Genomic DNA, 13832 nt, shown 5'->3' with positions numbered 1-13832 from the left:
GCGCGCTCAGCCACAGCCGGGCCGCAGATGAACGCTGGGCCATGAAGGGGCGCGGGGAACTGCGCGCTCAGCCACAGCGGAGCCGCAGATGAACGCCGGGCCAAGAAGGGGCGCGGGGAACTGCGCGCTCAGCCCCCGCCGGGCCCGCAGACGAACCCCGCCCCCCCCGGAGGGCCCCGCTCCCTTGACCCCCCTCCGTTCACATATCTAGTCTCCATTCCCATGGATGCACATCCGCAGCAGCACCCCATCGTCGACATCCGCCTCACCCCCGTCCTCATCTCCGACCCCCCGCTCCTCAACGTCCAGGGCGTGCACCAGCCGTACACCCCGCGCCTCGTCGTCGAAGTCGTCACCGACAGCGGTGTCACCGGCGTCGGGGAGACCTATGGCGATACCAAGTACCTGGAGCTGGCCCGGCCGTATGCCGACTCCCTTCTCGCCGTCGGGCACGACCTTTGCGATCTCAATGGGCTGTTCACCCTCATGAACAATCTGCCCGTGGACGAGGCGCGCGTCGATCACTGCGTCGACGTCGGTGGGCTGCGTGGGGTGCAGAGCGCCGACAAGCTGCGGCTCTCCGTCGTCTCCGCCTTCGAGGTGGCCTGCCTCGACGCGCTCGGCAAGACGCTCGGCGTGCCCGTGCACACCCTTCTCGGCGGCAAGGTCCGCGACAGCGTGGAGTACAGCGCCTATCTCTTCTACCGGTGGGCCGAACACCCGGGCGGGGCGGGCGAGAAGGACGACTGGGGGGCAGCCGTCGACCCCGCCGGGATCGTGGCGCAGGCCCGGCGGTTCGTGCGCGAGTACGGGTTCGGCTCGTTCAAGCTCAAGGGCGGCGTCTTCCCGCCCGAGCAGGAGGTCGCCGCGGTCCGGGCGCTCGCCGAGGCCTTTCCGGGGCGTCCGCTGCGGCTCGACCCGAACGGCGGCTGGAGCGCGGCCACCTCGCTGCGCGTCGCCGCCGAGCTCGCGGACGTACTGGAGTACCTGGAGGACCCGGCGTCCGGCACGCGCGCGATGGCCGAGGTCTCGGCGGGTACGGCCGTCCCGCTCGCCACCAACATGTGCGTGACCACCTTCGGGGAGATCCGGGAAGCCTTTCTCCGTGACGCCGTGCAGGTCGTCCTCAGTGATCATCACTACTGGGGCGGGCTGCGCAACACCCGGGAGCTGGCCGCGATCTGCCGGACCTTCGGGGTGGGCCTGTCCATGCACTCCAACACCCATATGGGCATCAGCCTCGCCGCGATGACCCACGTCGCCGCGACCGTGCCCAACCTCGACTACGCGTGCGACAGCCACTACCCGTGGCAGAGCGAGGACGTCGTCGTGGACCGCCATGTCTTCCGGGACGGGCGGCTCGCCGTATCCGACGCCCCGGGGCTCGGCGTCACCCTCGACCGGGACGCGCTCGACCGCCTCCACCGGCGCTGGCTGGCCGACGACGGCGCCCTGCGCGACCGCGACGACGCCGCCGCGATGCGACGGGCCCCCGGGTACGAGGAGTGGCGCACACCGGTCCTGCCGCGCTGGTAGGAGGGGTCTCGTCCGCGTACGGATCGGGCACACTGGCCTGATCCGTACGCGAACGGGGAGTCCGCCGTGACCACATCCAGTAGAGAGCAGCAGGACCGTGCCGACCGGTGGGGCCACACCGCGGGCGTCGACCCGCTGGACAAGGTGCGCCGGCCCGGCGACCCGGAGTGCGACGTCTTCCTGACCGGCACGGTCTTCCTCGACATCATCTTCACCGGCCTCGACTCCGCCCCGGTGCGCGGCACCGAGTCCTGGGCGCGCGGCATGGGCTCCAGCCCCGGCGGGGTCGCCAACATGGCCATCGCGCTCGCCCGGCTCGGGCTGCGCACCTCGCTGGCGGCGGCCTTCGGCGACGACCACTACGGCGAGTACTGCTGGGACGCCCTGGAGCAGGGCGAGGGCATCGACCTGTCGCTGTCGCGGACCGTGCCCGGCTGGCACTCGCCGGTCACCGTCTCCATGGCGTACGAGGGCGAGCGGACCATGGTCTCGCACGGCCACGAGGCGCCCCCGGAAACCGTGCCCTTCCACGCGGGCACACCCGCCGGCCCGCCACGCGCGCGTGCCGCGATCGCCTCGTTGGTGCCCGGGCGCACCGAGGAGTGGATCGCCGACGCCGCCCGAGCGGGCTCGCGGATCTTCGCGGACGTCGGCTGGGACGACACCGGGCACTGGGACCTGGCGGGCCTGACCGGTCTCGAACACTGCGAGGCGTTCCTGCCCAACGCGGGCGAGGCGATGCGCTACACCCGCACCGACTGCCCGCGCGCGGCCGCCCGCGCCCTCGCCGAGAAGGTGCCGGTCGCGGTGGTCACCCTGGGCGCGGAGGGCGCGTACGCGGTGGACGGCTCGACCGGCGAGACCGCCGAGGTGCCCGCGATCGCCGTGGAGGCGCTCGACCCGACGGGGGCGGGCGACGTGTTCGTGGCCGGGTTCGTCACCGGCACGCTCGCGGGGTGGCCGCTGGCGGACCGGCTGGCGTTCGCCGGGCTGACGGCCGCGCTCTCGGTGCAGGAGTTCGGCGGCTCGCTCTCGGCGCCGGGCTGGGCGGAGATCGCCGCGTGGTGGCAGCAGGTGCGTACGTACGAGGACCAGGACCCCGCGGCGCTGCGGCGGTACGCGTTCCTGGAGGGGCTGCTGCCGGGCGCGGCCCGGCCGTGGCCGCTGCGCCGGGCCGTCCCGACGATCGGCTTCCCCCGCCCGGCGTGAGTGCCCCGGTGGGGCGATCGTTCGGCTGCGGACCGTAGGTGGCTGGTCGCGCAGTTCCCCGCGCCCTTGAATACGCCCCCAAGGGGCGCGGGGAACTGCGCCCAGCTGCCCGTGGTCCGCAGCCGAACACCCGCCCGGTAAAACCCCTCGGCGCTGTCAGTGCCAGGTCGTAGGCTTGGTATTCCAGGGGTTGTCGAGCAGCGAGAACCCTGCAACGGGAGGTATGTGCAGGCCACAGAGCCGGCCCATGACTCAGACACCCACACAGCCGCAGGCGAGTGCCCGGATCAAGGTCCCTGCCAAGCACCCGATGGTGATGCTGCTCGGATCCGGCGACTCGCTGCTGCGCGTGATCGAGAAGGCCTTCCCGGCGGCCGACATCCATGTCCGGGGCAATGAGATCAGTGCCACGGGGGCCCCGGCGGAAGTCGCGCTCATCCAACGCCTGTTCGACCAGATGATGCTGGTGCTCCGCACCGGTCAGCCGATGACGGAGGACGCAGTGGAACGCTCGATCGCCATGCTCAGGGCGAGCGAGAACGGCAAGGGGGAGGACGGCCACGAGACGCCGGCCGACGTGCTCACCCAGAACATCCTCTCCAGCCGCGGTCGCACCATCCGCCCCAAGACCCTCAACCAGAAGCGTTACGTCGACGCGATCGACAAGCACACGATCGTCTTCGGCATCGGCCCCGCCGGCACCGGAAAGACCTATCTCGCCATGGCCAAGGCGGTCCAGGCCCTGCAGTCCAAGCAGGTCACCCGGATCATCCTGACCCGGCCCGCCGTGGAGGCGGGCGAGCGCCTCGGCTTCCTGCCGGGCACGCTCTACGAGAAGATCGACCCGTATCTGCGCCCGCTCTACGACGCGCTGCACGACATGCTCGACCCCGAGTCGATCCCCCGCCTGATGGCGGCCGGAACGATCGAGGTCGCCCCGCTGGCGTACATGCGCGGACGCACGCTGAACGACGCGTTCATCATTCTGGACGAGGCGCAGAACACCAGCGCCGAGCAGATGAAGATGTTCCTCACCCGCCTCGGTTTCGACTCGAAGATCGTCATCACGGGTGACATCACCCAGGTCGACCTGCCGAACGGGACGAAGAGCGGTCTGCGCCAGGTCCAGGCGATCCTGGAGGGTGTCGAGGACGTCCACTTCTCCCGGCTGTCGTCCCAGGACGTCGTCCGGCACAAGCTCGTCGGCCGTATCGTCGACGCGTACGAGAAGTACGACAGCCAGCAGGGCCACAACGGGAAGTAGTCAGAGCGCACCATGTCGATCGACGTCAACAACGAGTCCGGAACCGAGGTCGACGAGCAGGCGATCCTCGACATCGCCCGCTACGCACTCACGCGGATGCGGATCCACCCGCTCTCCGAGCTCTCGGTGATCGTCGTGGACGCCGAGGCCATGGAGCAGCTGCACATCCAGTGGATGGACCTGCCGGGTCCGACCGACGTCATGTCCTTCCCGATGGACGAGCTGCGTCCGCCGATGAAGGACGACGAGGAGCCCCCCCAGGGGCTCCTCGGTGACATCGTGCTCTGCCCCGAGGTCGCCAAGCAGCAGGGCGAGGACGCGCCGACGCAGCACTCCATGGACGAGGAGCTCCAGCTCCTGACCGTCCACGGAGTGCTGCACCTGCTGGGGTACGACCACGAGGAGCCGGACGAGAAGGCCGAGATGTTCGGTCTGCAGGCGGCCATCGTCGACGGCTGGCGGGCGGAGAAGGGCCACACCGGCCCCTCCCCGGCGCCGACCGTCTCATGACCGGGCAACTGCTCTTCGGCGCCGTCGCCCTGGTCGTGGTCGCCTGGCTGGCCGCCTGCGCGGAGGCCGGCATCGCCCGTACGTCCTCGTTCCGCGCGGCCGAGGCCGAGCGGTCCGGGCGGCGCGGCGCGGCCAAGCTCGCCCAGGTGGCCGCCGACCCCACCCGCTACCTCAATGTGGCCCTGCTCGTCAGGGTCGCCTGCGAGATGGCGGCCGGGGTCCTCGTCACCTACGTCTGCCTGGAGGACTTCGGCGAGACCTGGACGGCGCTGGTCGTCGCCATCGCCGTGATGGTGCTCGTCTCCTACGTCGCCGTCGGTGTCTCGCCGCGCACCATCGGCCGCCAGCACCCGCTGAACACGGCGACGGCCGCCGCGTACGTCCTGCTGCCGCTGGCCAGGGTCATGGGCCCGGTGCCGCAGCTGCTCATCCTCCTCGGCAACGCGCTCACGCCCGGAAAGGGCTTCCGCAAGGGCCCGTTCGCCTCCGAGGCCGAGCTGCGGGCGATGGTCGACCTCGCCGAGCAGGAGTCGCTGATCGAGGACGACGAGCGCCGGATGGTGCACTCGGTCTTCGAACTCGGCGACACGCTGGTGCGCGAGGTGATGGTGCCGCGCACCGACCTCGTCTGCATCGAGCGCTACAAGACCATCCGCCAGGCGCTCACCCTCGCGCTGCGCTCGGGCTTCTCCCGCATCCCGGTGACCGGCGAGAACGAGGACGACATCGTCGGGATCGTGTATCTGAAGGACCTGGTCCGCAAGACGCACATCAACCGCGACTCCGAGGCCGATCTGGTCTCCACCGCGATGCGCCCCGCCGCGTTCGTACCCGACACCAAGAACGCGGGCGACCTGCTGCGCGAGATGCAGCAGGACCGCAGCCACGTCGCCGTCGTCATCGACGAGTACGGCGGCACGGCCGGCATCGTCACCATCGAGGACATCCTGGAGGAGATCGTCGGGGAGATCACCGACGAGTACGACCGGGAGCTGACGCCGGTCGAGGAGCTGGCGGACGGCTGCTTCCGGGTCACCGCGCGGCTCGACATCGGCGACCTGGGCGAGCTGTTCGGGTTCGACGAGTTCGACGACGAGGACGTGGAGACGGTCGGCGGACTGCTCGCCAAGGCGCTCGGGCGGGTGCCGATCGCGGGCGCCACGGCGGCCGTGGACCTGCCGGACGGGCGCTCGCTGCGCCTGACGGCCGAGTCCCCGGCGGGCCGCCGGAACAAGATCGTGACCGTGCTCGTGGAGCCGCAGCCGGTCAAGGAGGAGGAAGAGGCGTGACACCCCAGGAGCTCAGGGCCTTCTGCCTGGCGTTCAACGCCGCGACGGAGGAGTTCCCGTTCGACTCGGGGACCTCGGTCTTCAAGGTCCTCGGGAAGATGTTCGCGCTGAGCAACCTGGGCGGCGCCCCGCTCACCGCCAACCTGAAGTGCGACCCGGACGACGCGGTGCGGCTGCGCGCCGAGTACCCGGCGATCGTGCCCGGCTGGCACATGAACAAGCGCCACTGGAACACGGTGGACGTGGACCAGCTCCCGGACCGGCTGGTCCGGGAGCTGATCGAGGATTCGTACGACCTGGTCGTGGCCGGTCTCCCGAAGGCCGAGCGGCTCCGGCTCGACCGGCCCTGACAGCGCAGGCCCTACGCCTTCCGGCGGCCGAGGCCGACCGCCACCAGCGCCGCCGCCGCGACCACGATCACCGCGTCGATCAGCAGCACGGTCCGCACCCCGTGGAACAGGTCGTCCCCGGTGGTGGCGAGCACGCCGAGCAGCGGGATGCCGATGGTGATGCCGACCTGCTGGGTGGTGGTGACCAGACCCGTCGCCAGCCCCTGCTCCTCGTCGGGCACACCGCTGGTGACGGTCAGTCCGTACGAGATGATCGCGCCCAGGTGGCACATGCTGGCCAGCGAGACGGCGACGGTGGCGAGCAGCGCGCCCGACTCGCGGCCCAGGGCGAGCAGCAGGGCGATGAACAGGCCCTGGCCGAGCAGTGAGACGACCAGGGTGCGGCGGGCGCCGAAGCGGCCGATGACCTTGGCGGCGTAGCTGCCGGCGACCGCCGACATGACGCCCTGGACGCCGAAGACCAGACCCGTCCTGAAGGACGACAGGCCCAGGACCTCCTGGAGGTAGAGGGTCAGTACGAAGACGACCGTCGACATCATCGAGAAGGTGACCAGACCGCCCAGGTTGCCCCACGCCACCGTGCGGCGCTTCAGCATCGGCAGCGAGACCAGCGGCGCCGGGGCCTTCGACTCGACGACCACGAACGCCGCGAGCAGCAGCAGACCGGCGACCAGCGTGCCCCACACGTCCACGCCGCCGAAGCCGCGCTGGGCCGCCGTCGACAGGGAGTAGATCAGGGCGAGCAGCCCGCCGGTGACGGTGATCGCGCCGGGGATGTCCAGGCGCGGGCGGTCCGGGGTGCGGTACTCGGGCAGCAGGCCGGGCGCCAGGGCGAGGACGATCACCGCGGCGACCGCGAGCAGGCCCATGGTCGAGCGCCAGCCCAGGGTGTCGGTCATGACCCCGCCGAGCACCATGCCGACGGTGAAGCCGAGCGAGAGCAGGGTGCCGCTGATGCCGAGCGCCCGGTCGCGCTGCGGGCCCTCGGGGAAGGTGGTGGTCAGCAGGGACATACCGGTCGGCACGATCACCGCGGCGCCCAGGCCCTGCAGGGCGCGGCCGGTCAGGAACGACGCCGGGTCCCAGGCCAGGGCGGCGAGCAGCGAGGCCGCGCCGAAGAGGGCGAGACCGGTCAGGAACAGCTTCTTGCGGCCGTACAGATCGGCGATCCGGCCGAACAGGAGCAGGAAGCCGCCGGACGGCAGCGCGAACGCGGTGACCGCCCACTGGAGCGCGGACCGGCTCAGGCCCAGGTCGTCGCCGAGGACGGGCAGCGCCACGTTCAGTACGGAGAAGTCGAGCGCCACCATGAACTGGGCGGCGCAGAGCACGAACAGGACCAGCTTCGCCCGGCCCGGGAGCCGGCCGTCCTGCGGGGCCCGTGCGGCGGCCGACGTGGCCGGTGCGGTGGGGGTGTCGATTGCCATGGCCACAGCCTGGCCGCCCGGGAATCACCGTGGAGAGTGGGAACTTATCCTGTTGGCGGCACCACCAGGCAGCGGCCCAGGGCCTGTCCGGCGGATCTGGTCGGCCTCGGCCCGGGACGCCTTTTCGGTCGCGTGCCGACCAGATCCGCCGGGCAGGCCCTAAGGCGCCGACCGGTAGCCGACGAGGGGGAGTACGTACGTGGCCACGCCGATCGACAAGTCGCTGCGGCGCACCGAACTGCGCGAGTTCCTGATGAACCGGCGGGGCCGGATCAGCCCCACCGCCGCCGGTCTGCCCGACGGCGGCGCCCGCCGCCGCACCCCGGGGCTGCGCCGCGAGGAGGTCGCGGTGCTCGCCGGGGTGGGCGTCTCCTGGTACCAGTGGCTGGAGCAGGGCCGGGACATCACGGTGTCGCCGCAGGTGCTGGACTCGGTGGGCCGGGTCCTCAAGCTGACCAGCGCCGAGCGCCGGCATCTGTACGTGCTGGCCGGGCTCAACCCGCCCGCGCCCGAGGTCGACCCGGCCAACGCCGACATGTGCCACGGCCTGCAGCGGCTGATCGACGCCTGGATGCCGTTCCCCGCGCACATCATGGACGCGTACTGGAACACGGTGATGTACAACGACGCGGCCGCCATGGTGCTCGGCATGCGCCCCGAGATCGTGCAGAACTGTCTGATCGCGTTCTTCACCGACCCGGTCTACCGCTCCCGCACCAAGTGCTGGGAGGAGATCGCCGGGAAGGTGGTCGCCCAGTACCGGGCGGCCTGCTCGGAGCGGCCCGGTGACGAGGGCTTCCAGGAGGTCGTCGAGGAGGCGTCCCGGCTCTCGGCGGAGTTCGCGGAGCTGTGGAGGCAGCGGGACATCCTGCCCGGCGGCCAGATCAAGAAGGAGTTCCAGCACCCGGTGGTGGGCACGCTGTTCGTCGAGTCCACCCAGCTGCGGGTCCCCGCCCGCCCGGACCTCGCGATCGTGCTGCACAACCCGCTGCCGGAGACCGACACGGCCGCGAAGCTGGAGTGGCTGGCGACGCCGGAGGGGCGGCGCGGGTCGATGTACCCGGTGGCGGGCTGAGCGCGGGGGGTTGCGCGCCGGCCGCTCCGGGCGCACTCCTTATGCTCGTCACATGACTCTGAGCACCGAACTCGACCCCGAGGACCGCAAGATCATCACCCTGGCGCGCAGCGCCCGGGCCCGCAACGGGGTGGCCGAGGGCGCGGCCGTACGGGACGAGACCGGGCGTACGTATGTCGCCGGGACCGTGGAGCTGGACTCGCTCAAGCTCTCGGCGCTGCGCACAGCGGTCGCGATGGCCGTGGCGAGCGGGGCGAAGTCGCTGGAGGCGGCGGCCGTGGTGACCGAGGCGGAGACGGCGTGCGCCGAGGACCGGGCGGCGGTGCGGGACCTGGGCGGCGCGGCGACCCCGGTCCTGGTGGCGGGCCCGGACGGCGAACTCCGCGCGAGGGTCGCGGCGGGGTGAGGTGCCAGGTCTTCGTCTGCGGGTGAGTGGTGGGTTGCTCGCGCAGTTCCCCGCGCCCCTGAAGCGCCCCTCCGGGCCGCCCCCGGCGTTCAAGGGGCGCGGGGAACTGCGCGACCAGCCCCCACCGGCCCGCAGCTGATGCACCCCGTTCCAGCCACCCGGGCCATGGCCGGTTGCGGCCCACCGGACCAACGGTTTCCGGCCGACGCCGAAGAAACCCCCAACCCCCCCTTGCGCCCCCGCGCCCCCCGCGCATCAATGAACAGCAGTTCATCCGACGGACCGTCAGATATGGCGGCCGGGCAGGGGGCGCGAGCCGCGGCCCCCGCGCCGAGTCGGCCGCCCTCCTCCCGTGTGGCGTGCGCACCCCGCCCGCGGACGGTTTCACGCGCATGCGCATGCGCTTCAGCGCGGCACTCGCCATCTCCCTGTACGGGAAGTACGGGAAGGGGAACCGATGTTACGCAAGAGGCCACTGGTGCTCGCGGCGCTCGCCGCGGGCGGACTGGCCACCGGTGCACTGGTGCTGGCCCCGACGGCCTCGGCCGTCTCCCCGGGGTCGGCCACCGAGGTCTACGACTGCGGTTTCTACGGCGGCGGTGAGGCGACGCTGACGGCCACCCAGAACGGCACGGCCGCCACCGTCACCCTCACCTCCTCCGAGATCACCACCCCGATCGGGGTGGGCGCGGACTCCATCACCACGACGCTGACCATGGCCAAGGCCGGTGGCGGCACCGTGGTCTTCAGTGGGAAGCGCAACCCCGCGATGTCGGCGGGCAGCGGGGTCACGGTCGGTCCGCTCGGCGGGACCGTCTCGCCAGGGCTCTCCGCCAACGCGCACCCCGGCTCGGTCAAGATGCTGGTCTTCGGGATCACGGTGACCTGCAACTCGACGGCGGCCCAGGCGCCCGGACCGTTCGTGTTCAGCTGACCCTCGGGAACGTCCAGCCCCCCACGCCTCACGGAACCGGCGCCGCCGCCAGCGGCGCCGGTTCCGCACTGCCGTGAGCGGACCACGATCCACCGGTTGACCTGCGAGAACGCGGATCTTGACAGTATCTGATGGCCCATCAGTCAAGGGATTTCGATTCCATTGACTTCTTTTCGCGCCCCCAGGTCAATGGCTCCCTGCCGGCGCAGCCGAGCCGCTGCTGCGCCACAACCGCAGAGGGGGGCAGTCATGCCTTCAGCACGAAGACGGCGCCGCTGGGCCGCCGTACTGGGAGCCGCGGCGCTCATGGCCGGAACCGGAGCGCTCATCGCGCCCGCGCAGGCCCTGGCCGCGACGCCCGTCGACTTCGCCACGCACTGCGTACCGCCGCCCATCGCGGGCATCCCGCCGATCGACGGCACCACGAGTGCCCAGATCACCGTCGACAACGCCACGCCCAAGGTGGGCGACACGGTCACCGTGACGTACACGGTCACCAAGCCCGCCGCCGGCAACCCGGTGGACCTGGCGCTGCCCGCCGACATCATGACCCCCACCGGAAAGGTCACCGTAGGCGGCGCGCAGAGCGGCGCCGTCACGGTCGCCGGACCCAAGAAGAACGACCCGGTGCCGGGGAAGGGCGCGTTCCCGCCGTTCTCCATGACCGGTACGTTCACCGTCACCGCACCCGGCGCGATCACCCTGTCGCCCGGCGACTACAACATCCACACCAGCTACATCATGGAGCTGGACACCCCCTGTACGGTCACCAACCCGCCCGCGCCCGTCTCCGAGACGGTCACCGCGACCGGCGGCGGCCAGACCAACCAGCGGGCCGTCCAGCTGGGCACCGCCTCCGGCAAGCCCGGCGCGAGCGTCACCGTCACCGGGTCGAAGTTCACCGCGGGCGCGACCGTGACGGTCGTCGGCCGGGCCGGGGCCGCCGAGACGGCCGACAAGGCGACCGTGACGGCGGACGCGCAGGGCGCGTTCTCCACCGCCCTGACGGTCAACGACAAGGCGACCAGCGGCATCGTCGCCTACGAGGGAGCGAGCTGGAGCGACGACAAGGGCGCGGGCCCGGCGGCGTACAGCGTCGTCGACGACACCCCGACGCCGCCGAACAGCCAGAAGCTCAACTCCTCGGTCAAGGCGGGCACGCTCTCCATGGCCCAGGCCGGCGACGCCGTCTCCATGGACGCCGTCGACTTCGGCAAGGGCGGCTTCTCCCGGGGCTCGCTCCAGACGGTGACGGTCCAGGACTTCCGCGGCGGCCCCGCGGGCTGGTCCCTGACCGGCAAGGTCACCGACTTCACCGGCCCCGGCGGGGTCAAGATCGACGCCTCGAAGCTCGGCTGGACCCCGGCCTGCGCCACCAAGACCGGTTCCCCGTCGACCTGCGCGGCGGGCTCGCCCGGCACCGTGGGCAGCGCGGGCGCGACCCTCGCGACCACGCCCAACGCGGCGCTCACCGGCGGTGAGTTCACCGTGGACGCCCGGGTCTCGCTGAACGTTCCGGCGTTCACCGCCCCCGGCGCGTACTCCGGTGTGCTGACGCTCACGCTGGCCTGATCCACCCGTGGGCCGGGCGCGCACCCGGCCGGCCCACCCGTCCCCGGGGGTTCCGCACCGTGCGCAAGCTGTACGTCCTCCTCCTCGCCGCGGCCGTCCTGCTCCTCGCGGCGCCCGCGCGCGCCGCCGACAACGGCAACTGGGCCGTCTTCCCGTCCTCCCCGGGCGCGGACCGGCGCCCGTACTTCTACCTCTCCGCCGACCCCGGCACCACCCTCACCGACAAGGTCACCGTCACCAACAAGACGGCCGCGCCCATGGCCTTCCGGCTGTACGGGGCCGACGCGTACAACACCGAGCGCGACGGCGGGTTCGCCGTGCGCACCCGGCGCGAGCCGCAGCACGGCGTGGGCGCCTGGACCAGACCCGACCGGACGGCGGTCACCGTCCCGGCGCACGCCTCGGTCACCGTGCCGTTCACCGTGACCGTCCCGGCCGACGCGGAGCCCGGCGACCACCCCGGGGCGCTGGTCGCCCTGGACGAGAAGGTCGCGGCCGGGCAGGGGGAGCTGGCGATGGGGGTGCAGCAGGCGGTCGGGGCGCGGGTCTATCTGCGGATCACCGGCCCCACCGTGCCCGCACTGGCGGTCGAGGACGTTTCCCTCACCCAGCACCGCCCGCTGGTGCCGGGCACGGGCAGCAGCAGGTCCGTCATCTCCTACACGCTCCACAACCGGGGCAACGTCACACTCGACCCGAAGGTCGAACTGAAGGCGACGGGCCTGTTCGGCCGTACGCTGCTGAGCCGCGCACTGACCAAGGTCCCGGCCGAGCTGCTGCCCGGCCAGAAGGTCCGCCTGACCGAGCCGTGGGCGGGCTCGCCGCAGCTGGACCGGGGCGACATACGTCTCACGGCGAGCGCGAAGGGCGTCGCCGGGTCGGGCCGCGCGTCCTTCCTCGCCCTGCCCTGGCTCGGGCTCGGAGTGCTGGTGGGAGCCCTGGCGGCGGGGTTCGCGGGGTGGCGGCTGCGGCGGGTCCGGGGGCGTCGGGGCTGAGCGCCGGGACCGCGCGTACAGCGGGGGCGTTCCGATCGGGGAGAATGGGCGGCATGAGCGCTCGTACTGTTGAGAACAACGCCCCCCACCGGGCCGGCTTCGCCTGCTTCGTCGGCCGCCCCAACGCGGGCAAGTCCACCCTCACGAACGCTCTGGTCGGACAGAAGGTGGCGATCACCTCCAGCCGTCCGCAGACGACGCGGCACACCGTCCGCGGCATCGTGCACCGCCCCGACGGACAGCTGATCCTGGTCGACACGCCGGGCCTCCACAAGCCGCGCACGCTGCTCGGCGAGCGGCTGAACGACGTGGTCCGTACGACCTGGGCCGAGGTCGACGTGATCGGCTTCTGTCTGCCCGCGGACCAGAAGCTCGGGCCCGGCGACAAGTTCATCGCCAAGGAGCTCGCCGGGATCAAGAAGACCCCGAAGATCGCGATCGTGACGAAGACGGACCTGGTCGACTCCAAGGCGCTGGCCGAGCAGCTGCTCGCCGTGCAGCGGCTCGGGGACGAGCTGGGCTTCGAGTGGGCGCAGATCGTGCCGGTCTCGGCGGTGGGCGACCAGCAGGTCCAGCTGGTGGCGGACCTCCTGGTCCCCCTCCTCCCCGAGGGCCCGGCCCTCTACCCCGAGGGCGACCTCACGGACGAGCCCGAGCAGGTCATGGTGGCCGAGCTGATCCGCGAGGCGGCGCTGGAAGGTGTACGGGACGAGCTTCCGCACTCCATCGCGGTGGTGGTGGAGGAGATGCTGCCGCGCGAGGACCGCCCGGCGGACCGGCCGCTGCTCGACATCCACGCGAACGTGTACATCGAGCGGCCGAGCCAGAAGGGGATCATCATCGGCCCCAAGGGCAAGCGGCTCAAGGAGGTCGGGACGAAGTCCCGCAAGCACATCGAGGCGCTGCTGGGGACGCCGGTGTTCCTGGACCTTCATGTGAAGGTGGCGAAGGACTGGCAGAGGGACCCGAAGCAACTCCGCAAACTGGGCTTCTGACCCCACCCCCCCGAGCGGGGCTGCGCCCCGGCCCCGTTTTTCGTCTGCGGGCCCGGTGGGGGCTGAGCGCGCAGTTCCCCGCGCCCCTAACCCCCTAGGGGCGCGGGGAACTGCGCGACCAGCCACAGACCACCCGCAGACGAACGGGGATCCGGGGCGGAGCCCCGAAGCGGGGTGCAGGGGCCGCAGGCCCCGCCCGGGGGTCCGGGGGCGTAGCCCCCGGGAGAGCCACCTCCGCCCCCACCCACCCCCGGAGGGTTAAGGGAACGG

The 13832-nt window shown here is 71.9% G+C and carries 13 protein-coding genes; 12 read left to right on the top strand and 1 reads right to left on the bottom strand.

Going from position 1 to position 13832, the window contains the following annotated elements; genetic code table 11:
- Positions 1 to 222: 222 nt before the first annotated feature.
- The 6 genes from OG965_RS15450 (at position 223) to OG965_RS15425 (ending at position 6158) form a co-directional block, all read left to right on the top strand.
- Positions 223 to 1536 carry a glucarate dehydratase family protein gene (locus tag OG965_RS15450; RefSeq protein ID WP_371652653.1) on the top strand — a complete coding sequence of 438 codons (1314 nt, stop codon included), beginning with the start codon at positions 223 to 225 and terminating at the stop codon, positions 1534 to 1536.
- A gap of 66 nt (positions 1537 to 1602) precedes the next feature.
- On the top strand, positions 1603 to 2745 hold the full coding sequence (locus OG965_RS15445; protein ID WP_371652652.1) for a carbohydrate kinase family protein: 1143 nt from the start codon (positions 1603 to 1605) through the stop codon (positions 2743 to 2745).
- 247 nt (positions 2746 to 2992) lie between these two features.
- A complete protein-coding gene (locus OG965_RS15440) occupies positions 2993 to 4009 on the top strand; it encodes a PhoH family protein (protein ID WP_371652651.1) in 1017 nt (338 codons plus the stop codon).
- A gap of 12 nt (positions 4010 to 4021) precedes the next feature.
- The gene (gene ybeY / locus OG965_RS15435) at positions 4022 to 4519 is read left to right on the top strand and encodes an rRNA maturation RNase YbeY (protein ID WP_371652650.1); all 498 of its coding nucleotides are present in this window, start codon (positions 4022 to 4024) and stop codon (positions 4517 to 4519) included.
- Positions 4516 to 5808, top strand: a complete 1293-nt coding sequence (locus OG965_RS15430; protein WP_371652649.1) for a hemolysin family protein — start codon at positions 4516 to 4518, stop codon at positions 5806 to 5808. Before ybeY ends, OG965_RS15430 begins: the two co-directional genes overlap by 4 nt.
- A complete protein-coding gene (locus OG965_RS15425; protein ID WP_371652648.1) occupies positions 5805 to 6158 on the top strand; it encodes an MmcQ/YjbR family DNA-binding protein in 354 nt (117 codons plus the stop codon). The genes OG965_RS15430 and OG965_RS15425 overlap by 4 nt, the downstream gene beginning before the upstream one ends.
- A gap of 11 nt (positions 6159 to 6169) precedes the next feature.
- On the opposite strand, the gene OG965_RS15420 is transcribed toward OG965_RS15425, so the two are convergent.
- Positions 6170 to 7585 carry an MFS transporter gene (locus OG965_RS15420; protein WP_371652647.1) on the bottom strand — a complete coding sequence of 472 codons (1416 nt, stop codon included), beginning with the start codon at positions 7583 to 7585 and terminating at the stop codon, positions 6170 to 6172.
- Between the two features lie 253 nt (positions 7586 to 7838).
- Between OG965_RS15420 and OG965_RS15415 the strand changes: the two genes are divergently transcribed.
- From OG965_RS15415 to era, 6 genes are all read left to right on the top strand, one after another.
- The gene (locus tag OG965_RS15415) at positions 7839 to 8660 is read left to right on the top strand and encodes a helix-turn-helix transcriptional regulator (RefSeq protein WP_371656947.1); all 822 of its coding nucleotides are present in this window, start codon (positions 7839 to 7841) and stop codon (positions 8658 to 8660) included.
- A 52-nt stretch (positions 8661 to 8712) separates the two neighbouring features.
- Positions 8713 to 9066, top strand: a complete 354-nt coding sequence (locus tag OG965_RS15410) for a cytidine deaminase (RefSeq protein WP_371652646.1) — start codon at positions 8713 to 8715, stop codon at positions 9064 to 9066.
- A gap of 457 nt (positions 9067 to 9523) precedes the next feature.
- Complete coding sequence (locus OG965_RS15405; RefSeq protein WP_371652645.1) at positions 9524 to 10000, top strand: hypothetical protein; 477 nt, start codon at positions 9524 to 9526, stop codon at positions 9998 to 10000.
- A gap of 249 nt (positions 10001 to 10249) precedes the next feature.
- On the top strand, positions 10250 to 11572 hold the full coding sequence (locus OG965_RS15400) for a beta-xylosidase (RefSeq protein ID WP_371652644.1): 1323 nt from the start codon (positions 10250 to 10252) through the stop codon (positions 11570 to 11572).
- A 59-nt stretch (positions 11573 to 11631) separates the two neighbouring features.
- Positions 11632 to 12567: a WxL protein peptidoglycan domain-containing protein gene (locus tag OG965_RS15395; RefSeq protein ID WP_371652643.1), complete on the top strand. Its 936-nt coding sequence runs from the start codon at positions 11632 to 11634 to the stop codon at positions 12565 to 12567.
- 53 nt (positions 12568 to 12620) lie between these two features.
- On the top strand, positions 12621 to 13562 hold the full coding sequence (gene era / locus OG965_RS15390; protein ID WP_371652642.1) for a GTPase Era: 942 nt from the start codon (positions 12621 to 12623) through the stop codon (positions 13560 to 13562).
- Positions 13563 to 13832 lie beyond the last annotated feature (270 nt).

The organism is Streptomyces sp. NBC_00224 (genome assembly GCF_041435195.1).
GTDB lineage: Bacteria > Actinomycetota > Actinomycetes > Streptomycetales > Streptomycetaceae > Streptomyces.
This window is presented reverse-complemented; position numbering and strand designations above follow the sequence as displayed.